The organism is Streptomyces sp. NPDC055025 (assembly GCF_053608565.1).
On the sequence record NZ_JBSGVS010000045.1, the window covers coordinates 1 to 19,496 of the forward strand.

Consider the following 19,496-nt stretch of genomic DNA (forward strand, 5'->3'; position numbering starts at 1 on the left):
GGGGGGGGGCCCGGGCCCCCCCCCCCACCCCCCGCTCTCCGGTACCAGGTCCGAACGGAAGGCAAGCACAGTGAGTGCCGCCGACATGAAAGCAGCCGATCCTCCGGTAACCGTGGCGCGGGTCACCGAAGGCAGCGGCTCTCAGCCGCCCAAGGGCGTGCCGCGCAGACCGCGCAAGGCGGGCGCGCTGCTGCCGTACCTTCTGATAGCACCCGCGTTCGTCGCGATCGCCGCCGTCTTCGCCTGGCCACTGGTCAAGACGGTCATCATGTCCTTCCAGGATGTCGGCCGGCGCGAACTGTGGACCGGGGAGCCCGCTCCCTGGGTGGGCTTCGACCAGTTCACCAATATCCTCGGCGACGGTGAGTTCTGGGCGATCGTCTGGCGGACCGTCATCTTCATGGTGGTCTGTGTGGTGACCACCATGGTCATCGGCCTCGGTATCGCCATGGTGATGCAGCGCATGGACACCTGGGCGCGGCTGCTCCTCACGGCCGCGCTGGTCGCCGCCTGGTCGATGCCCCTGCTGGTGGCGACCTCCATCTTCCGCTGGTTCGCCGACTCCGACTACGGCGTACTGAACATGGTGCTCACCAAGTACCTCGGAGTGGACGCCCAGGGCCACAACTGGTTCCTCGACCCCGTACAGGGCTTCCTGATCATCGGCGCGGTCGTCGTCTGGGGCGCCATCCCCTTCGTCGCCGTCACGCTCTACGCGGCGCTGACCCAGGTCCCCCGGGAGCTGGAGGAGGCCGCGTCTCTCGACGGAGCGGGTGTGCGGGGAGTCTTCCGCTATGTCACCTGGCCGGTCATCAAGCCGGTCTTCCAGATGGTGGCCACCCTGTCCGTACTGTGGGACTTCAATGTCTTCGGCCAGATCTTCCTGATCCGCGGCAACAAGCCCGAGCCGGAGTACACGGTCCTCGGCATCTACTCGTTCGAGAAGGCATTCGAGTCCAACTCGTTCAGCCAGGGCGCGGCCATTTCCCTCATCACGGTCCTGCTGCTCTCCGGCGTCGCCGTGTACTACCTGCGCCAGCTGCTCAAGATCGGAGAGGTCGAATGAGCGCCTCCGCCCCCCAGGCCACCCGCCCGGCCGCCCCCCGGGCCGGCTCTCCGGCCGGTTCGCAGGACCGGCCCCAGGTCCTGCGCCCGGACCGCAAGAAGAACCGGCTCGGCTACAACCTCGTCGGCCTGGTCGTCTTCGTCTTCATGGCCTTCCCGGTCTACTGGCTGGTCATCAGCTCGCTGCGGCCCAACCATGAGATCCGCAGCTACGACCAGACCCTCTGGCCCTCGTCGATCACCTTCGACAACTTCCACCGGGCGGTGAACCAGCCGAACTTCGGTACCGCCATCCAGTCCAGCCTGATCGTCTGCGGTGTCGCGGTCCTCGGCGGCATGCTGCTCGCCACCATCGCCGCCTTCGCCATCGGCCGGTTCCGCTTCCGCGGCCGCAAGTTCTTCATGATCGTGCTGCTGACCGTCCAGCTCCTGCCGCCGACGGCGATGCTGATCCCCATCTACATCCAGCTCAACGACCTGGGCGGGCTGAACGAGTACTGGGGCGTCATCGTCATCTATCTCGTCTCGACCCTGCCCTTCGCGACCTGGATGATCCGCGGCTTCGTCATCAACATCCCGCCGGAGCTGGAGGAGTCCGCGATGGTCGACGGATGCAGCCGGATGGGCGCCTTCTGGCGGGTGACCTTCCCGCTGCTCGCCCCCGGTCTCGCCGCCGCGGCGATCTTCTCCCTGATCACGGCGTGGAACGAGTACCTCCTCGCCTATGTCGTCCTCCAGGACAACGACAAGTACACGCTCAACGTGTGGCTGATGAACTTCACCACCTCGCGCGGCATCGACTACGGGGCCCTGATGGCCTCCTCGACCCTGATCGCCATCCCGGTCGTGGCCTTCTTCCTGCTCGTGCAGAAGTACATGGCGACCGGCCTCACCTCCGGCGCAGTGAAGGGTTGATCGGCCGATGACCACGCTCGTAAGCAGTACGGACACCCTCACCCGCGACGCCCTCGCCGTCCTCCAGCCCGGCTTCCTCGGCACCACCGCCCCGGCGTGGCTGCTGCGGCGCATCGGCGAGGGCCTCACCTCCGTCGGACTCTTCGGCCGCAACATCTCCTCGCCTGACCAGCTCGCCGCGCTCACCGCGCAGCTCCGGGGCGCCCGGGACGACGTCCTCGTCGCGATCGACGAGGAGGGCGGCGATGTTACCCGGCTGGAGGTCAGACACGGCTCCTCCTTCCCCGGGAACCACGCCCTCGGCGCCGTCGACGACACCGATCTGACCCGGGCCGTCGCCCGGGAGCTGGGCCGCCGGCTCGCCGAGTGCGGGGTCAACCTCAACTGGGCCCCCTCCGCGGACGTCAACTCCAACCGTGACAATCCGGTGATCGGGGTACGGTCCTTCGGCGCCGATCCGGCGCTGGTGGCCCGGCACACCGCCGCGTATGTCGAGGGCCTCCAGAGCGCCGGGGTCGCCGCCTGCACCAAGCACTTCCCCGGCCATGGCGACACCGCCGTCGACTCGCATCACGCGATGCCCCGTATCGATGTGGATCTGGACACGGTGCACGCCCGTGACCTGCTGCCTTTCCAGGAAGCGATCGCCTCGGGTTCCAAATGCGTCATGAGCGCGCATATCCTGCTTCCCGCGCTCGACCCGAACCGCCCGGCGACCCTCAGCCCGCAGATCCTCACCGGTCTGCTCCGCGAGGAGCTGGGCTTCGAGGGACTGATCGTCACCGACGGCATGGAGATGCAGGCCATCGCCGCGACGTACGGAATCGAGCGCGGCTCCGTCCTCGCGATCGCCGCGGGCGCCGACGCCATCTGTGTCGGCGGCGGCCTGGCGGACGAGGACACCGTACTGCGGCTGCGCGACGCCCTGGTCGCGGCGGTACGGAACGGTGATCTGCCCGAGGAGCGACTGGCCGACGCCGCCGCGCGTGTGCGCGGTCTCGCCGACTGGACGCGTCGGGCCAGGGGGGCTTCGGGGCCGGGCGCGGATTCACAGGAGGGGACCGCGCCCGGCACCCCGATCGGTCTGGTGGCGGCCCGCCGCGCGCTGCGGATGACGGGAACGGCGAAGCCGCTCGACACCGCGCCGCTCGTCGCCGCCTTCACCCCCGTCGCGAACATCGCCGTCGGGGACGAGACCCCGTGGGGTGTCGCGGCGGAGCTGGAGCGGCTGCTTCCCGGTACGGAGACGGTCTCGTACAGCGGCGCCGGTATCGCGGGTACGGACACGGACGCGCTGGTCGCGCGGGTGCTCGCGGCCGCGGGTGACCGTACGGTCGTCGCCGTCGTGCGCGATGTCCACCGGCACCCGTGGATGGCCGAGGCCCTGGACGCCCTGCTCGCCGTCCGTCCCGAGACGGTCGTGGTGGAGATGGGCCTGAACGAGGCGGAGCCCAGGGGAGCCCTGCATATCGCGACCTATGGCGCCGCGCGGGTGTGCGGACAGGCCGCGGCGGAGGTCATCGCGGGCCGGGAGGCCTGACGCGGGACCGGGACGCGGGCCAGGAGGAACGAGTCGCCGCCGGTGAGGACGCCCCGGCCGCGACGGAGGTGACGGTGCCGGGCCACCCCTCGCGGGGGCGGCCCGGCACCGTCGTGTCCACCGGCCGGCGGAGGCGGGTCAGATGCCCTGCCAGCCCGGCTTCGCGGCGAAGGTGTCACGGAAGTAGTCGGCGAGCTTGAGCTTGGACGCGGCGGCCTCATCGACGACCACCGTGGCGTGGGGGTGGAGCTGGAGCGCTGAGGCGGGCACCACCGCGGCGAGCGGGCCCTCGACGGCCTGTGCCACCGCCTCCGCCTTGCCCTCGCCGGTGGCGAGCAGCACCAGATGGCGGGCCTCCAGGATCGTGCCGATGCCCTGGGTGATGACGTGGTGCGGCACCTCGTCGGGGCTGTCGAAGAAGCGCGCGTTGTCCGCTCTCGTCCGGCGGGTGAGCGTCTTGATCCGGGTGCGTGAGGCGAGTGAGGAGCAGGGCTCGTTGAACCCTATGTGCCCGTCCGTGCCGATACCGAGGAGCTGGAGGTCCACCCCGCCGGCCTCGGCGAGCGCGCGGTCGTACGCCTCGCACGCCGCCTGGACGTCCTCGGCGCCGCCGTCGGGGCCCAGGAAGGCGCTCTCCGGCAGGCCCAGCGGCTCGACCACCTCGCGCAGCACGACCGAGCGGTACGACTCGGGATGTCCGGCCGGCAGCCCCACGTACTCGTCGAGCTGGGCGATCCGCGCGGCCGAGGCGTCCACGGCGCCGGAGCGGACCTTGGCCGTCAGGGCCCGGTAGACGGGCAGGGGGGTCGAACCGGTGGCCACGCCCAGCAGGGCGTCGCGCTTGCGGCGCAGCAGGGCGGCGATGCTCTCCGCGATGAGTTCGCCGCCCGCCGTCGCGTCCTGGACGATGACAACTTCCACGCTGGGCCTGCCGATCTGATGGTGTATCCGATGTGGTATAGACCAATCTAGCAGAGGCGCCCCGCCGTACGGGGAATCTCCGGGGTCCGGCTGGCGGGGCCCGGGAACCCCGTGGTCGACTGAGCCGGAGGACGTCTTCGAGCAAGGGGAGAGACCACCATGCCAGCCGTGCTCCCGGCCGAGGAGGGCGAGCCGCCGGGCCGGATCATGTCCGGCGAGATGGCGGAGCAGCCCGCGGTGCTCCGGCGCGTCCTGCGCGACGGCATGCCCCGGATCCGCGAGGTGGCGGCGGCGATCGCGGCGAGGAGCCCGCGCTTCGTGCTGCTCACCGCCCGCGGTACGTCGGACCACGCGGCGCTCTACGCGAAGTATCTGCTGGAGATCCGGCGCGGCCTGCCCTGCGGGCTGGCCTCCATGTCCACCACGACGGCGTACGGCGCCCGGCCGGACCTCACCGATGTGCTGGCCGTCACCGTCAGCCAGTCGGGCGGCTCGCCGGATCTGGTGGCCTCCACCCGGGCGGCCCGGGACGCCGGCGCGGTCACCCTCGCGGTCACCAACAGCCCGGACTCGCCCCTGGCCGCCGTGTCCGAGTTCCATGTCGACGTCCTGGCGGGCCCGGAGCGTGCGCTCCCCGCCACCAAGACGTACACGGCCTCGCTGCTCGCGCTCTATCTCCTCGTCGAGGGCCTCGGCGGCGGTGACGGCGCGGCGGCCGGTGTCCTGCCGGATCTCGCCGAGCGGATCCTCGCCCGCGGGGACGAGGTACGGACGCTCGCCTCCCGCTACCGCTTCGCCGAACGGATGGTCATCACCTCCCGGGGATACGGCTATCCGACGGCCAGGGAGGCGGCCCTGAAGCTGATGGAGACCAGCTACATCCCCGCGCTCGCGTACTCCGGCGCGGATCTGCTGCACGGCCCGCTGGCGATGGTCGACAACATCTCCCCGGTGATCGCCGTCGTCCCCGACGGCAAGGGCGGCGAGGCCCTGAGGCCGGTGCTGGAACGGCTGCGCGGCCGGGGCGCCGATCTGTTCGTGGTCGGCCCGGCGGCGGAGGTGGAGACGGCGTCGGCGGGCTTCGCGCTCCCCACGGACGGGGTCCCGGAGGAGCTCCAGCCGATCCTGGAGATTCTTCCGCTCCAGCTCCTGGCGTACGAGATCACCCTCGCCAGGGGCCAGGACCCGGACGCTCCCCGGGCCCTCGCGAAGGTCACGGAGACACACTGACGGGGGACGAGGACGCGCGGTCGGGAACGGAGACGTGCGGGCGGGAACGTACGGGCGGGAAGGCGCGGGCGGGAGCGGAGACGTACGGGCCGGGAACGGGGAAGGCGTCGGCCGGCCGGCCGCTCACCCGCGGGCCGCGGCGCCGCGACGGGACCCTCAACCCGTCCGGCACCGCAGCCCGGAGTTGCCCGGCCGACGGGTGTGCGGTCCCGTCCGGCCGTGGGAGAGGTTCCGCCGCAGTCAGGGCAGAGAGCGCCGGTACCTCGGTCCACCCTCCTGTGCGGGGAGGGTGGAGGCTCTATAGCGTTATTGTGGACTAGACCATTCTTCGCTGTCCATGCGTACGCCGAGCCTATTTCCCGGCGGCCGTTCGCGACAGACCACGGTGCGTACCGGTTCCCGCCGCGCGGGTACGCTCGCCTGTGTGCCCTCCATGAACGACCTCGTACGACAGCACACGGCCCTCAGTGAGTCCGACCTCGAGTGGCTGCATCTGCTGGTCTCGGAGTGGCAGCTCCTCTCCGATCTCTCCTTCGCGGATCTCGTCCTCTGGGTGCCCACCCGGGACGGCACCCGCTATGTCTCCGTGGCCCAGATGCGCCCCAACACCGGACCCACCTCCTACCAGGACGACATGGTCGGCCATCTCGTCCCCCGGGGCCGCAGACCGCTGCTGGACGCGGCGCTGGACGAGGGGCGCATCGTCAGGGAGGGCGACCCCGAGTGGCGCGAGGAGGTGCCCGTACGGGTCGAGTCCATCCCCGTACGGCGTGAGGGCCGGGTCCTCGGTGTCATCGCGCGCAACACGAATCTGCTCACGGTCCGCACGCCCAGCCGGCTGGAGCTGACCTATCTCCAGTCCGCCTCCGATCTGGCCCAGATGATCGCCGCCGGATCCTTTCCCTTCCCCGGCCAGCAGGTCGACATGGACGCCTCGCCACGGGTGGGTGACGGACTGATCCGGCTCGACGCCGAGGGGGTCGTCCAGTACGCCAGCCCCAACGCCCTCTCCGCGTACCACCGGCTGGGACTCGCCTCCGATCTGGTCGGCCACCACCTCGGCAGGACCACCGACGAACTGGCTCCGGCCCGTGGCCCGGTGGACGAGGCGATGGTCAAACTCGCCAGCGGCTACGCGCCTCGTGAGACCGAGGTCGAGGGCAGCGGCGGGGTCATCCAGCTCCGCGCGATCCCGCTCAAGCCCAAGGGCACCCGGATCGGCTCGCTGGTGCTGCTCCGGGACGTCACGGAACTCCGGCGCCGCGAGCGTGAGTTGATCACCAAGGACGCCACCATCCGGGAGATCCACCACCGGGTGAAGAACAACCTCCAGACCGTCGCCGCGCTGCTCCGTCTCCAGGCCCGGCGAATGGATTCGCCCCAGGGCCGCGAGGCCCTCGACGAGGCCGTACGGCGCGTCGGCTCGATCGCGATCGTCCATGAGACGCTGTCCCAGAATCTGGACGAGCGGGTGGAGTTCGACGAGATCGCGGACCGGGTGCTGGCGATGGTCGCCGAGATCTCACCGGGCACGATCATCTGCCGCCGCACCGGCCGGTTCGGCATTCTCGACGCCGAGGTGGCCACCCCGCTCTCGATGGTGCTCACCGAGATTCTCCAGAACGCCCTTGAACACGCCTTCGAGCCGGGGGAGCAGGGCCGGGTCGATGTCTCGGTCGTCCGCAGCGGCACCCGGGGCGGGGAACCGGCCAAGAAACGGGGGGACGGCCCCCGTTCGGACACCCGGCTGCTGATCACCGTCCAGGACGACGGACGCGGTCTGCCCGAGGGATTCGATCCGCGCCGGGGCGGCAATCTGGGGCTCCAGATCGTACGGACGCTGGTGGAAGGTGAGTTGGGCGGCGGTTTCGACATGGTGCCGGCGCCGGTGCGCGGTACGCGCGTGGTGCTGGACATTCCGGTGGAGCCGCAGAAGTAGCCGCACGGGGCCGCACGGGAAAGCACCCGCACGAGATATAGCCGTACGGATGGTGTGTGCGGCGCCGTGTTGACGCATACGGCGGTGAGTTGACGCGAACAGCAGCGAGCCCCGGACCGTGGTGACGGTCCGGGGCTCGGCTCGAAGCTCACTGTCTGATGCGCATCGGGGGGTACTGCGCGCTGCGGTTCGGGGGCGGGGCTATGCGTACTCGCTGTACGCTCCGCCGGGCTCAGGCTCGTGCGGGGTGCTTCAGGCGGTCGCGTTACGCGCCCGGTTGCGAGCGGCGCGGCGCTTCATAGCACGGCGCTCGTCCTCACTGAGGCCACCCCAGACACCCGAGTCCTGGCCGGACTCGAGCGCCCACTGCAGGCACTGCTCCATGACGGGGCAGCGACGGCAGACGGCCTTGGCTTCCTCGATCTGCAGCAGCGCAGGACCGGTGTTGCCGATGGGGAAGAACAGCTCGGGGTCTTCCTCGCGGCAAACGGCGTTGTGACGCCAGTCCATGGCTGCTACCTCTCTTGGTATTACGTGCAGATTGCTTGTGAATGTGAACGCTTTCACGAATCCCTCGACAAGGGAAGGGCCGACCGCCAGACGGGCTGGTGTGGTCCTTGGAATGAGGAGGGGTTCTGGTTCTCAGGGAGGCCGATGTTGCGGGCCGTCCCGATCGCCAAGTAGAGATTCGCAAACCTCGGCGGCGGATACAACCCCTTCTGGAAAGTTTTTTTTGATTCCTCGGTGTCGACTAGGTCACAGCCGTACTTCCATGGGGTGGATCCCAGGCTAAACGTTCGAGTGGAAGGAGTTTGGGCCCTTCCACTCACACAATCACACGCAGTGCACGGCGTACGCCTGTGAACGTCACGCTCGTACGGAGCCCGAGGTGGTCTCCGTCCATCTGCAGGGGGAGGGGTGCCTTGGAATGCAAGGTGAAGTCGGTCAGATCATGAAGAGACACCGCATGCCGTCCATGAGGTCCCCGATCGGGGCTCGATGTGAGCAATTGCGTGGCATATCTCGCCACCGCCGTTGTCGACAATCTGGTCAGCCCGAGGATGTCCAGGGCCGCGTCGAAGGACGCCTCGGGAGAGGCGTACAGCGGGCGATTGCCCAGGTAGGTCCAGGGCGCGGTGTTGCAGACTATGGACAGCACGAGATCCTCGACCGGGTCCGCGCCGGGGCGTTCCAGGGTGATGAGCCCCTGTCTGCGGTGCGGCTCCTCCAGGAACTGCCGTACGACCTGCCGCACATAGAGGGCGTGTGTCGAACGCTTTCCGCGTTCCCGCTGCTGTTCGACCCGGCCGATCACCCCGGCGTCGAAACCGAATCCCGCGCAGAAGGTGAACCAGCGGGACGGCACCGCCTCGTCCGCCGTCCCCGGTGTGCCGGCCGCCAGTCCCAGACCGACCGTACGTTCGCTACGGAGGGCCAGCGCGTCCAGGATCGCGCCCGTCGCCTCCACCGCGTCATTGGGCAGCCCGAGCGCGCGGGCGAACACATTGGTCGAGCCGCCGGGGACCACCGCGAGCCGCGGCAGCCGGTCCGGATCCGGACCGTTGTGGAGCAGACCGTTCACGACCTCGTTGACCGTGCCGTCCCCGCCGAGGGCGACGACCAGCTCGACATCGTCCGAGTCCGCGGCGCGTCTGCCCAGGTCACGAGCGTGTCCACGGTATTCCGTGGTCACCACTTCCAGCTTCATCTCACTGGCGAGCGCGTGCATGAGGACATCGCGGGTGCGTGCACTGGTGGTGGTTGCTGCCGGATTGACCACAAGGAGTGCGCGCATGCCCAGCAGATTACCGGCCGGGCGCGGGAGGGTCGCCTCCGGGACGCCGGGGCCTGGCGGGGTCCGGCGGAGCCCGGCCGGGCGGCCCGGGGTGCCCGTACGGGCCTGCCGGGCGGTGCCCGCAGGGGCTGTGGTTACCCTGCAAGGGTGAGCAGCAGTGAAGAGACCACCGCCCCCGCGCCGTCCCCCCGCCCCGCGCGCCTGACCGCGGCGGCGGCCGTCTGCGGGCTCGAAGCCCTCGCGCTGGTCGTCGGCGGTGTGTATCTGCTGGTGATGGGTGTGCTCGGCCGGCCCGACAGTCCCCAGCAGGCGGAGATGGGCGGTATCACCCTGATCGTGCTCGGTGCCATTCCGCTGCTCGCCGCCCGGGGACTGCTGCTGCGCCGGGGCTGGAGCCGGGGCCCGGCGCTGATCACCCAGATCATGGCGCTGCCCGTCGCCTGGACGCTGCTGCGTGCCTCGGGCGGACTGATCCCGGCCGGGATCGCGCTCGCGGTGGTCGCCGTGACGGGTCTGGTCCTGATCGTCAACCCGACGACCACGGAAGCGCTCGGTATCCGTGGCCCGGCCCGCGACGCCTGAACAGCGCGTCCCGCGCGCCGGGGCCCGTACCGTCCTCCCGTAACGCCTCTGCCCCTTCACCGGCTCCTTCGCCGCCGGCCGCTCACTCCTGGCGGTGACTCACTCCTGGCGCCGGCTCACTCCTGGCGGCCGCTCACTCCTCCACCAGCAGCCGTTCGCGAAGCTGTGCCAGGGTGCGGGCCAGCAGCCGCGAGACATGCATCTGGGAGATGCCGACCTCCTGCGCGATCTGCGACTGGGTCATATTGCCGAAGAAGCGGAGCAGCAGAATCCGCTTCTCTCTCGGGGGCAGATCCTCCAGCAGCGGCTTGAGCGACTCGCGGTACTCGACACCCTCCAGTGCCTCGTCCTCCGCGCCCAGTGTGTCCGCCACCGCCGGGGACTCGTCGTCCGTGTCCGGGACGTCCAGCGACAGTGTGGAGTACGCGTTGGCGGACTCCAGCCCCTCCAGGACCTCTTCCTCCGAGATGCCGAGCCGCTCCGCCAGCTCATGGACCGTGGGCGAACGGCCGTGCTGCTGGGAGAGTTCGGCCGTGGCCGTCGTCAGGGAGAGCCGCAGCTCCTGGAGCCGGCGCGGCACCCGCACCGCCCAGCCCTTGTCCCGGAAGTGCCGCTTGATCTCCCCGACCACCGTCGGTGTCGCGTATGTCGAGAACTCGACACCGCGCTCCGGATCGAACCGGTCCACCGACTTGATCAGGCCGATGGTCGCGACCTGTGTCAGATCGTCCAGCGGCTCGCCGCGGTTGCGGAACCGTCTCGCCAGATGCTCGACCAGCGGCAGATGCATCCGCACGAGCTGGTTTCTGAGGTCGGCCCGCTCGGGCGAGCCGTCGGGCAGCTCGCGCAGCTCGACGAACATCGCCCGCGCACCGCTGCGGTCATGTGGATCGTGGTGCTTCTCGTTGTGCTGCTCGCTCATAAAGGCCGCCCGCTCTGCCTGCGCCTGCTCCGCCGCGGCCGTGTGGCCGTCAAGTCCGTCCTCCGGGTGGGGACGGGCCTGCTGCTCCGGGATGCCCGCGGGGGCGAGCACCAGCTCCTCGGAAGCTTCGTGCCCTCCCCGCGGTTCCCGTGGGATGCGCCCCTCGTCACGCACCGGACCGTCCCCGTTCCTCACGCCGGCCCGGGTCCCGCGCCGCGCTGTTTGTAGAGGCTGATGGTGACCGTACGGTCCTCCGCCACCGTCGAGTCGACCTTGCCGGCCAGCGCCGAGAGCACCGTCCAGGCGAAGGTGTCGCGCTCCGGCGCGCGTCCGTCCGTGGTGGGGGCCGAGACGGTCACTTCGAGCGCGTCCTCCACGAGACGGAAGACGCAGCTCAGAACGGAGCCCGGTACGGCCTGCTGAAGCAGGATCGCGCAGGCCTCGTCCACCGCGATACGCAGGTCCTCGATCTCGTCGAGGGTGAAGTCCAAGCGCGCCGCGAGGCCGGCCGTGGCCGTACGCAGCACGGACAGGTAGGCACCCGCAGCGGGCAGCCGGACTTCCACGAAGTCCTGGGTCCCGGGCTCGCCTGCGATCTGGGACACCCTCACCTCCAAGGTGGCACAAGCTCTTCAGGGCTCCGGAACGGGGGATGTCCCGAAGCCTCGCGGTACGTAGTCGGTACGTAGCCGGTCTGGACTGGCGACGCTATCGCGATTCCGTGGTGCCGTGTCGCCGGGGACCCCCGTCCGACGACTGTCACTCATGGTAAGCACATGAACACAGAAAGTGGCTAGAGGTCTGCGATGCTCAATTGCGAGCAACCGGGGGAGGGTTGACGTACCCAGCCGCCGGACGATCGAACCGTAGGCTCAGACGATCGCACCGTCGGCATAGCACCAGCGCCAGCTCTCGCCGGGTTCGAAGCTCCGCATCACCGCGTGACCCGTTTCCTTGAAGTGTGCTGTGGCGTGCTGATAAGGGGAGGAATCGCAGCATCCGACCTGTCCGCAGACCAGGCAGAGCCGCAGCTGAACGGGGTGGCTGCCGACCGCGAGGCACTCCGCGCAGGTCTCACCCCGCGGGGCGGGCTCGGGACGCGGAAGTTCCGCAACATGGGGGCACTCACTCATGATGACCAGGTTACGACGCGTGTGAGGACGGTGGGATGGACGTATTGCCCCTGGTGGCACTGGTGGCGGGCAGCGCGGCGATCGCCGGTGCCGCGCGCAGGACACCCGTGGCGGCACCGCTGCTGCTGGTGGCGGCGGGACTGATCGCCTCGTACGTGCCCGGTGTGCCCACCTACACACTCGATCCGCACATCGTGCTGCCACTGCTGCTGCCGCCCCTGCTGTACACGGCCGCGGTGGACAGTTCGTATCTCGATCTGCGGGCGAACATCAGACCCGTCGCCCTGCTCTCGGTCGGCTATGTCCTCTTCGCCACGGTCGCGGTGGGCTGGCTCGCCTATCTGCTGGTGCCCGATCTGCCGTTGACCGCGGCCCTGGTGCTGGGCGCGGTGATCGCGCCGCCGGACGCCGTGGCGGCCACGGCCATCGCCCGCAGACTGCGGCTGCCGAGCCGGATCACCACCATCCTCCAGGGTGAGTCGCTGGTGAACGACGCCACCGCGATCACCGCGTTCAAGGTGGCGCTGGTCGCGGCGGCCGGCGCGGGCGCGACCTGGGCGGGCGGGCTGCGGGAGTTCGCGCTGGCGTCGCTCGGCGGGATCGGTGTCGGACTGCTGCTGATGGTGCCGCTGCACTGGCTGCGTACGCATCTCAGGGAGGCCCTCCTCCAGAACACCCTCTCGCTGCTGATCCCCTTCGTCGCCTACGCGCTGGCCGAACAGGTGGGCGCGTCGGGCGTGCTCGCCGTCGTGGTGGTCGCGCTGTATCTGGGACACCGGTCCTGGCAGGTGGACTTCGCGACCAGGCTCCAGGAGCACGCGGTGTGGAAGATGGTCGCGTTCGTCCTGGAGTCGGCGGTCTTCGCCCTGATCGGGCTTCAGCTGCCGTTCGTACTGGAGGGGCTCGGGACGTACGGGGTCGGGGAGTCGCTCCTCTACGCGGCCGGGGTCTTCGTGGCGGTGGTGGTGGTCCGGTTCATCTGGGTCTATCCGGCGACCTTCCTGCCGCGCGCGATGTTCCGGCGGATCAAGGAGCGCGAGCCGGAGACCAACTGGACCGCGCCGCTGATCGTCGGCTGGGCGGGTATGCGCGGGGTGGTGTCGCTGGCGATCGCCTTCTCCATCCCGCTGACGCTGGACGACGACCGGCCCTTCCCCGGGCGCAATCTGGTGCTGTTCCTGACCTTCACGACGGTGATCGGCACCCTGGTCGTGCAGGGGCTCACCCTGCCGGTGCTGATCCGGGTGCTGAGACTGCCGGGCCGCGACCGCCAGGCGGAGACCCTGGCTGAGGCGCAGGCGCAGAGCGAGGCGTCCGCGGCGGCGGAGCGACGGCTCGACGAACTGCTGGCCGACGAGCGCAACGCGCTGCCCGAGCCGCTGGCGGAGCGGCTGCGCGCGGTCCTGGCGCGCCGCCGCAACGCGGTGTGGGAGCGGCTCGGGGCGGTCAACGCGGTGACCGGGGAGTCGGCGGACGAGACCTACCGGCGGTTGTCGGGAGAGATGATCGAGGCGGAGCGGGCGGTCTTCGTGGAGCTGCGGGACCGGCGCCGTATCGACGACGAGATGATGCGGACGCTGCTGCGCAGACTGGACCTGGAGGAGGCGGCGGCGTACCGGGAGGACGGCGCGGACGGCACCTGACCGGTGTGCCGTACACCGGGCGGTACCGGATCCGCGCAGGCCGCGCGCGTAACAGGATGTGCTCTACTTGGCCGGAGAGGTCTCCGGCAGGCAGGCGGACCCGCGTGGTCCCCGACGAGAGGGACGAGAGGGCTGGGAGACGGCATGGCCGAGCAGCGGAACGAGCCCGTGCGGGCGGACGCGCGGCAGAACCGCGCCCGTATCGTCGAGGTGGCGCGGGACGCGTTCGCGGCCTCCAGCGACGCGTCACTGAACTCCATCGCCAAGCGGGCCGGTGTCGGCCCGGGGACGCTCTACCGGCATTTCCCCACCCGCGAGACCCTGATCATGGCGGTCTACCGGCACGAGGTGGAGCGGCTCGGGGCCTACGCACCCGAACTGCTCGCGGAGCACACGCCGTTGGAGTCCCTGCGGCGGTGGTTCGACCGGCTGGCGCACTACGGCCGGGTCAAGCACGGTCTGTCGGACGTGTTGCACGCCCTCACCGACGAGGCGCTGGCCGGCGAGGCCTACGACCTGGTCATCGGGGCCCTCACCTCGCTGCTGCGCGCCTGCGAGGACGACGGCGCGATCCGGCCCGGCACCGCCCCGGACGATGTGCTGCTGGTGCTGGGCTTCCTGTGGCGGGTCGCCCCCGGCGAGGAGGGCGAGGCGCGCGCCGCGCGGCTGCTCGACCTGGTCGTCGACGGCCTCCGCTACGGCATGCCGGCGACCGTTTCGGGGGGCTAGCTTCCGGGGGCTGGCCTCCGGGGGCTGGGGCTTGTCCGACGAATGGCGCTCAGGCGTTCCGGCCCTTCGGCGGCGCGTGCGGCGCGTGCGGCGCGCGCGGCTCATGCGGTTCGCGCGGATTGTGCGGCTCCCGTGGCGCATGCGGCTCGTGCGGTTCGCGAGGCTCCGGGCCGCCTGTGATGACGGCGGCCACCGTCGTGCCGGGTGCGAAGAGACCCTCCTCCGCCAGGGCCGTGAGTCCATACAGCATTTTGGCGACATAGAGACGTTCCACCGCGAGCCCGTGCCGGTCCTCGAAGTCCTGGGCGAACGCGTCGAGCTCCGGGGGGACACGGGCGAAACCGCCGAAGTGGAAGCGGTCGTCCAGCCCCCACTCCCCGGCGGGGCCGCCGAACGCGGCGCGCTGGAGGTCCCGTATCTCCCGGCCCAGGAAGCCGCCCCTGAGGACCGGGAACCCCAGCGCCCGCTGTCCGGCGCCGAGCCCGGCGGCGAGCCCCGCCAGCGTGCCGCCGGTCCCGCAGGCGACGGCGACGGTCCCGGCCGCACCGCGCAGCTCCCGGCCGAGTTCCACGCAGCCCCGTACGGCGAGCTCGTTGCTGCCGCCCTCGGGAATGACATGCACGGCGCGGGGATCGAGCCCCTCCCGTGCGAGAAGGGCGCCGACGACCGGGGGTTCGCCCTTGCGGCGGTAGGCCGCGCGGTCCATGAAACAGAGCCGCATCCCGTCGGCCGCGCACCGGGCGAGCGACGGATTCAACGGCCGGCCCGCCAGTTCCTCGCCCCGTACGACCCCCACGGTGTCGAAGCCCAGCAGCCGCCCGGCCGCCGCCGTCGCGCGCAGATGGTTGGAGTACGCGCCGCCGAAGGTGACGAGGGTCCGCCGGCCGTCCTCGGCGGCCGTCCGCAGATTGGGCATCAGCTTGCGCCACTTGTTGCCCACCAGCTCGGGGTGGATCAGATCGTCGCGCTTGAGGAGCAGCCGTACGCCGTGCCGGGCGAAGCGCTCGTCCTCGGCCGGCCGCAGCGGCGACGGAAGCCGTGGCCGCAGGGCTCCGGGGTCGAGCGCTTCGTAGGAGGTCACCCCGCCATTGTCCGGCCCACGGCCGGATCGGGCCGCACAGGAGCTGCGGGTCTCCTACGGGACGCGGCGCTCATGCGGGACCCGGCCTCATGCGGGCCTGACCTCATGCGGATGCGGGCCCCGTGCGGGACCGGCCCCCATGCGGACGCGGGCCCCACGCGGACGCGGACCTCACTTGAGGCGGTCCCGGACGCGGGCGCGCAGCGACGCCATCGTGAAGCCCCGGGGATCGACCTTGCCCGGCTGCCACTCCAGATGCCCGATGACCGACGCGGCGGTCCAGCCGTGGTGCCGGCAGACGGCCGCCGCGGTCCTCTCGATGGCCTCCAACTGCTCGGAGGGCCACGGGTCCTCGCCGTCGCCCAGGTTCTCGCACTCGAAGCCGTAGAAGTAGCGGTTGCCGTCGGTGTTGGCCTCGTTGTCCGGGGGCAGCCGTTTCTCCGCGATCACGGCCCGCAGCACTTCGACATCGCCGAGGCCCGCGTGATTGACCCGGCCGTAGCCGACGAGATGGACGGAGCCGTCCTTCGCGATCACACCGTGGCAGAGCGGCCCCGGCAGGGCGGAGTGGCCGTTCTTGCAGAGCCGTACGGTGGCGTCGGTGCCCCGGGTGACGGTGTGATGGATCATCACGCCGTGGACCGGGCCCCAGGGGCCCTTGTGGTCCCGGTTGTGGGTACGCCAGTCGTCGACTTCGACGACCGTGAGGCCCTCGTTGGTGAGCGCGTCGAGAAAACGTCCTGCGGACATGGGTCGGGCCATGGCCGACTCCCTTCTGATGGGCGAGCTGTTGGTGGTTGACCTGGAGACGGGTGACCTGTCGGCAGATGGGCTTCCGGTGGACGGAATGTCTCGTACCGCGGCTTGCTACCCGAAGGTCCGCGGCGCTACGAGCCGTTCGCACGGTGTGCGAGCCGATCCGGACATGGAGCGGTGTCGCGGGAGTCGCGGGCTGGGTATTCGGTGTGCTGCCGACGCGCTGCCGACGCGCTGCCGATGCGCTGTCGACGCGCTGTCGGTGTGCTCGGGGGCGAGTCGTCGTACAGGCGGGAGAGCGGGATGTCGTACGGGATGTCGTACGCGACCTCGCGGGAGACGCTTCCCGGCGCGGACGGACGGTGAAGGGACGCCGCGCTGGGCCGTCGGGATGAAATTCGGTGTGTTCTGCCCCGTGGCGAGTGATCCAGTCCCACTCGTTTGTGTAATGGCGCGCGCACTCCCCGTGCTGGAAGCTTTCTGCTTGCAGGTCAGCTCATGATCGAGAGGGAGACTTCATGTCGGTTGGTGACGAGGTCCGCGCAGTGCAGCCGCCGCCCCAGCAGAGTCTGGGAACGGACGCCGCCCGGAACCTGGCGACCACCACCAAGTCGGTACCGCAGATGCAGGAGATCACCTCACGGTGGCTGCTGCGGATGTTGCCGTGGGTCCAGGTGCAGGGCGGCACCTATCGGGTGAACCGCCGACTCAGCTACGCCGTCGGTGACGGACGGGTGACCTTCGTACAGACCGGAGACCGGGTCACGGTCATCCCCGCCGAACTGGGGGAGCTGCCGGCGCTGCGTGGGTATGGCGACGAAGAGGCGCTCACCGAGCTGGCACGCCGTTGCGAACAGCGGGAGTTCGAGGCGGGCGAGGTGCTGGCGGCGGCGGGCGGCTCGGCGGACAAGGTCTTTCTCCTGGCGCACGGCAGGGTCGAGAAGGTGGGCACGGGCCCGTACGGCGACGAGGCGGTGCTCGAAGTGCTCGCCGACGGCGCGTACTTCGGCGATCAGGCCCTGGTGGACGGGGAGGCCACCTGGGGATACACGGCGCGCGCGGCGACCGCGTGCACCGTCCTGGTGCTGAGCAGGGCCGACGTGCTGAACCTCGCCGAGCGCGCGGACTCGCTCAGCGGCCATCTGGCATCGCTGGCCTTCGTACCGCACCAGCGGACGAACAAGTACGGCGAGGCCGAGATCGATCTGTCCGCCGGGCATGTCGGCGAGGCGGTCGTGCCGCACACCTTCGTGGACTACGACGCGTCACCGCGCGAGTACGAGCTGAGCGTCGCGCAGACGGTGCTGAAGGTCCACAGCAGGGTCGCCGATCTCTACAACCAGCCGATGAACCAGACCGAGCAGCAGTTGCGGCTCACGGTCGAGGCGCTGCGCGAGCGCCAGGAGCACGAGCTGATCAACAATCGCGAGTTCGGTCTGCTGAACAACTGCGACTACGGACAGCGGCTCCAGCCGCACGACGGCGGACCCAGCCCGGACGACATGGACGAGCTGCTCTCGCGCCGCCGGGGCTCGAAGCTCTTCCTCGCGCACCCGCGCGCCATCGCCGCCTTCGGGCGCGAGTGCAACAAGCGGGGGATCTATCCGGACAGCGTGGAGGTCGCGGGCCACCATGTGCCCGCGTGGCGCGGTGTGCCGATCTTCCCATCGAACAAGATCCCGATCTCCGACGCCCGGACGACCTCGATCATCTGTATGCGTACGGGCGAGGCCGAGCAGGGAGTCGTCGGGCTCCAGCAGAGCGGTATCCCGGACGAGATCGAGCCCAGTCTGTCGGTCCGCTTCATGGGCATCGACGAGCAGGCGATCATCTCGTACCTGGTCACGGCCTACTACTCGGCCGCGATTCTGGTGCCCGACGCCGTGGGCGTGCTGGAGAACGTGGAGGTGGGGCGCTGGAAGTGAGGTGACGGTCCCGGGTGGGCCGGCGGCACGGACGAACGGTACGGCCGGTCCACCGGGCCGGCGGTACGGACGAACCGTACGGCCGGCCCACCGGGGTCCACCCGGGCCGGTCCACCGCCCACCCGGGCCGGGCCCACCCGGGGCCCCGACCACCCGGGCTCCGGGCACCGGCGCCCCGCGCCACCCCCGGTCGCCCCGGTCCCGTACCGCCCCCGCCCCCGTCCCCCATAGGCCGCAGAGGAAGTGACCGTGACCATGACCAGCACGGATGCCACCGTCGAGAGCGGCGCGGACGCCGCGACCGAGGGCCAGGAGGCCGTCGCTCTCCTGGAGCGCACCCGCACCGCCGTCCATCCCGAACTGCGTTCCACCGTCGAGTCGTTGCCCGTCCCACTGCGCCGGATCGCGATGTACCACTTCGGCTGGGAACACGCCGACGGCACCCCGGCCTCGGGCAGGGCGGGCAAGTCGATCAGACCGGCGCTCGTCCTCGCCGCCACCCGCTCGCTGGGCGGCGACCCGGAGCAGGCCGTACGGGCGGCTGTCGCCGTGGAACTGGCCCACAATTTCACCCTGCTCCACGACGACGTGATCGACGAGGACCCGACCAGACGGCACCGTGCCACCGCCTGGAAGGTGTTCGGCACACCGGACGCCATCGTCGCGGGCGACGCCATGATGGCCCTCGCCCTGCGGCTGGTCGCCGAGGACCCGCATCCGGCGTCGGGCGCCGCCGCGGCCCGGCTCGCGGCCTGTGTCATCGAGCTGTGCGCGGGCCAGCAGGCGGACTGCGCCTTCGAGCGGCGCGATCCGCACGATGTCTCGCTGGACGAGTGCGTCGCGATGGCGACCGCCAAGACGGGCGCCCTGCTGGGCACCTCATGTGCCCTGGGCGCGCTGTACGCGGGCGCGGGGGCGGAGCAGGTCGCCGCGCTCGACACCTTCGGCCGGGAGGCGGGTCTCGCCTTCCAGCTGATCGACGATCTGATCGGGATCTGGGGCGACCCCGACCGTACGGGCAAACCGGCCGGTGCCGATCTGGTGGCCCACAAGAAGTCCCTGCCGGTGGTCGCGGCCCTGTCCTCGGGCACCCCGGCCGCCGGGGAACTGGCCGAGCTGTACCGGGGGCCGATGGACGCCGACGCGGTCCGGCGCGCGGCCTCCGCCGTCGAGCGGGCGGGCGGGCGCGACTGGGCGCAGCAGCAGGCGGCGGACCGGATGTCCAGGGCGGTCCACCAGCTCTCGCGGGCGGTCCCCGATCTGACGGCGGCGGGCGACCTGCTGGCTCTGGCGGAGTTCGTCACGCGCCGTACCCGCTGA

General features: G+C 70.6%; 18 protein-coding genes. 10 read left to right on the forward strand and 8 right to left on the reverse strand.

The genetic code is table 11. The annotated features are described in order from the left end of the window. Nucleotides 1-70: 70 nt before the first annotated feature. The 3 genes from ACWGDX_RS25850 to ACWGDX_RS25860 are packed head-to-tail and all read left to right on the forward strand — an operon-like array spanning nucleotide 71 to nucleotide 3,520. Complete coding sequence (locus ACWGDX_RS25850; protein WP_453629214.1) at nucleotides 71-1,066, forward strand: carbohydrate ABC transporter permease; 996 nt, start codon at nucleotides 71-73, stop codon at nucleotides 1,064-1,066. After that, the gene (locus ACWGDX_RS25855) at nucleotides 1,063-1,980 is read left to right on the forward strand and encodes a carbohydrate ABC transporter permease (RefSeq protein WP_453629216.1); all 918 of its coding nucleotides are present in this window, start codon (nucleotides 1,063-1,065) and stop codon (nucleotides 1,978-1,980) included. The genes ACWGDX_RS25850 and ACWGDX_RS25855 overlap by 4 nt, the downstream gene beginning before the upstream one ends. A gap of 7 nt (nucleotides 1,981-1,987) precedes the next feature. After that, nucleotides 1,988-3,520, forward strand: a complete 1,533-nt coding sequence (locus ACWGDX_RS25860; protein WP_453629218.1) for a glycoside hydrolase family 3 protein — start codon at nucleotides 1,988-1,990, stop codon at nucleotides 3,518-3,520. 138 nt (nucleotides 3,521-3,658) lie between these two features. Here ACWGDX_RS25860 and nagB read toward each other — a convergent pair whose 3' ends face one another. Continuing rightward, entirely contained in the window at nucleotides 3,659-4,441 is a 783-nt protein-coding gene (gene nagB, locus ACWGDX_RS25865) for a glucosamine-6-phosphate deaminase (protein WP_453629220.1), read from the reverse strand. A gap of 159 nt (nucleotides 4,442-4,600) precedes the next feature. On the opposite strand from nagB, the gene ACWGDX_RS25870 reads away from it, so the two are divergent. After that, nucleotides 4,601-5,671: an SIS domain-containing protein gene (locus tag ACWGDX_RS25870; RefSeq protein ID WP_453629221.1), complete on the forward strand. Its 1,071-nt coding sequence runs from the start codon at nucleotides 4,601-4,603 to the stop codon at nucleotides 5,669-5,671. 433 nt (nucleotides 5,672-6,104) lie between these two features. Next, the gene (locus tag ACWGDX_RS25875; protein ID WP_453629317.1) at nucleotides 6,105-7,610 is read left to right on the forward strand and encodes a PAS domain-containing sensor histidine kinase; all 1,506 of its coding nucleotides are present in this window, start codon (nucleotides 6,105-6,107) and stop codon (nucleotides 7,608-7,610) included. Between the two features lie 252 nt (nucleotides 7,611-7,862). Here ACWGDX_RS25875 and ACWGDX_RS25880 read toward each other — a convergent pair whose 3' ends face one another. After that, a complete protein-coding gene (locus tag ACWGDX_RS25880) occupies nucleotides 7,863-8,120 on the reverse strand; it encodes a WhiB family transcriptional regulator (RefSeq protein WP_004937597.1) in 258 nt (85 codons plus the stop codon). A 316-nt stretch (nucleotides 8,121-8,436) separates the two neighbouring features. Further along, complete coding sequence (locus ACWGDX_RS25885; protein WP_453629222.1) at nucleotides 8,437-9,405, reverse strand: diacylglycerol/lipid kinase family protein; 969 nt, start codon at nucleotides 9,403-9,405, stop codon at nucleotides 8,437-8,439. Nucleotides 9,406-9,552: 147 nt separating this feature from the next. On the opposite strand from ACWGDX_RS25885, the gene ACWGDX_RS25890 reads away from it, so the two are divergent. Continuing rightward, entirely contained in the window at nucleotides 9,553-9,987 is a 435-nt protein-coding gene (locus ACWGDX_RS25890; RefSeq protein ID WP_453629224.1) for a hypothetical protein, read from the forward strand. A 133-nt stretch (nucleotides 9,988-10,120) separates the two neighbouring features. Here ACWGDX_RS25890 and ACWGDX_RS25895 read toward each other — a convergent pair whose 3' ends face one another. From ACWGDX_RS25895 to ACWGDX_RS25905, 3 genes are all read right to left on the reverse strand, one after another. Next, the gene (locus tag ACWGDX_RS25895) at nucleotides 10,121-11,065 is read right to left on the reverse strand and encodes an RNA polymerase sigma factor SigF (protein WP_363079689.1); all 945 of its coding nucleotides are present in this window, start codon (nucleotides 11,063-11,065) and stop codon (nucleotides 10,121-10,123) included. Between the two features lie 35 nt (nucleotides 11,066-11,100). Beyond that, nucleotides 11,101-11,514 carry an ATP-binding protein gene (locus ACWGDX_RS25900; RefSeq protein ID WP_066950067.1) on the reverse strand — a complete coding sequence of 138 codons (414 nt, stop codon included), beginning with the start codon at nucleotides 11,512-11,514 and terminating at the stop codon, nucleotides 11,101-11,103. Between the two features lie 267 nt (nucleotides 11,515-11,781). Beyond that, the gene (locus tag ACWGDX_RS25905; RefSeq protein ID WP_453629226.1) at nucleotides 11,782-12,042 is read right to left on the reverse strand and encodes a UBP-type zinc finger domain-containing protein; all 261 of its coding nucleotides are present in this window, start codon (nucleotides 12,040-12,042) and stop codon (nucleotides 11,782-11,784) included. 35 nt (nucleotides 12,043-12,077) lie between these two features. On the opposite strand from ACWGDX_RS25905, the gene ACWGDX_RS25910 reads away from it, so the two are divergent. Further along, nucleotides 12,078-13,685 carry a Na+/H+ antiporter gene (locus tag ACWGDX_RS25910; RefSeq protein ID WP_453629228.1) on the forward strand — a complete coding sequence of 536 codons (1,608 nt, stop codon included), beginning with the start codon at nucleotides 12,078-12,080 and terminating at the stop codon, nucleotides 13,683-13,685. 144 nt (nucleotides 13,686-13,829) lie between these two features. Further along, nucleotides 13,830-14,414, forward strand: coding sequence for a TetR/AcrR family transcriptional regulator (locus tag ACWGDX_RS25915; RefSeq protein ID WP_453629230.1), 585 nt, complete (start codon nucleotides 13,830-13,832; stop codon nucleotides 14,412-14,414). Nucleotides 14,415-14,463: 49 nt separating this feature from the next. On the opposite strand, the gene ACWGDX_RS25920 is transcribed toward ACWGDX_RS25915, so the two are convergent. Then, nucleotides 14,464-15,495 (reverse strand): pyridoxal-phosphate dependent enzyme, encoded by a 1,032-nt coding sequence (locus tag ACWGDX_RS25920; RefSeq protein WP_453629232.1) that lies wholly within the window; start codon nucleotides 15,493-15,495, stop codon nucleotides 14,464-14,466. Nucleotides 15,496-15,666: 171 nt separating this feature from the next. Then, complete coding sequence (locus ACWGDX_RS25925; protein WP_453629234.1) at nucleotides 15,667-16,257, reverse strand: N-acetylmuramoyl-L-alanine amidase; 591 nt, start codon at nucleotides 16,255-16,257, stop codon at nucleotides 15,667-15,669. A 512-nt stretch (nucleotides 16,258-16,769) separates the two neighbouring features. On the opposite strand from ACWGDX_RS25925, the gene ACWGDX_RS25930 reads away from it, so the two are divergent. Both ACWGDX_RS25930 and ACWGDX_RS25935 read left to right on the forward strand, forming a co-directional pair. Continuing rightward, on the forward strand, nucleotides 16,770-18,176 hold the full coding sequence (locus ACWGDX_RS25930) for a family 2B encapsulin nanocompartment shell protein (RefSeq protein WP_453629236.1): 1,407 nt from the start codon (nucleotides 16,770-16,772) through the stop codon (nucleotides 18,174-18,176). A 255-nt stretch (nucleotides 18,177-18,431) separates the two neighbouring features. After that, the gene (locus tag ACWGDX_RS25935; RefSeq protein WP_453629238.1) at nucleotides 18,432-19,496 is read left to right on the forward strand and encodes a family 2 encapsulin nanocompartment cargo protein polyprenyl transferase; all 1,065 of its coding nucleotides are present in this window, start codon (nucleotides 18,432-18,434) and stop codon (nucleotides 19,494-19,496) included.

Excerpts from the sequence above, each read along its gene's own strand:
- ACWGDX_RS25855 (WP_453629216.1), top strand. The coding sequence starts at position 1,063 with ATGAGCGCCTCCGCCCCCCAGGCCACCCGCCCGGCCGCCCCCCGGGCC.
- ACWGDX_RS25925 (WP_453629234.1), bottom strand. The coding sequence starts at position 16,257 with ATGGCCCGACCCATGTCCGCAGGACGTTTTCTCGACGCGCTCACCAAC.
- ACWGDX_RS25905 (WP_453629226.1), bottom strand. The coding sequence starts at position 12,042 with ATGAGTGAGTGCCCCCATGTTGCGGAACTTCCGCGTCCCGAGCCCGCC.
- ACWGDX_RS25860 (WP_453629218.1), top strand. The coding sequence starts at position 1,988 with ATGACCACGCTCGTAAGCAGTACGGACACCCTCACCCGCGACGCCCTC.
- ACWGDX_RS25910 (WP_453629228.1), top strand. The coding sequence starts at position 12,078 with ATGGACGTATTGCCCCTGGTGGCACTGGTGGCGGGCAGCGCGGCGATC.
- ACWGDX_RS25885 (WP_453629222.1), bottom strand. The coding sequence starts at position 9,405 with ATGCGCGCACTCCTTGTGGTCAATCCGGCAGCAACCACCACCAGTGCA.
- ACWGDX_RS25915 (WP_453629230.1), top strand. The coding sequence starts at position 13,830 with ATGGCCGAGCAGCGGAACGAGCCCGTGCGGGCGGACGCGCGGCAGAAC.
- ACWGDX_RS25880 (WP_004937597.1), bottom strand. The coding sequence starts at position 8,120 with ATGGACTGGCGTCACAACGCCGTTTGCCGCGAGGAAGACCCCGAGCTG.
- ACWGDX_RS25875 (WP_453629317.1), top strand. The coding sequence starts at position 6,105 with ATGAACGACCTCGTACGACAGCACACGGCCCTCAGTGAGTCCGACCTC.
- ACWGDX_RS25930 (WP_453629236.1), top strand. The coding sequence starts at position 16,770 with ATGTCGGTTGGTGACGAGGTCCGCGCAGTGCAGCCGCCGCCCCAGCAG.
- ACWGDX_RS25935 (WP_453629238.1), top strand. The coding sequence starts at position 18,432 with ATGACCAGCACGGATGCCACCGTCGAGAGCGGCGCGGACGCCGCGACC.
- ACWGDX_RS25870 (WP_453629221.1), top strand. The coding sequence starts at position 4,601 with ATGCCAGCCGTGCTCCCGGCCGAGGAGGGCGAGCCGCCGGGCCGGATC.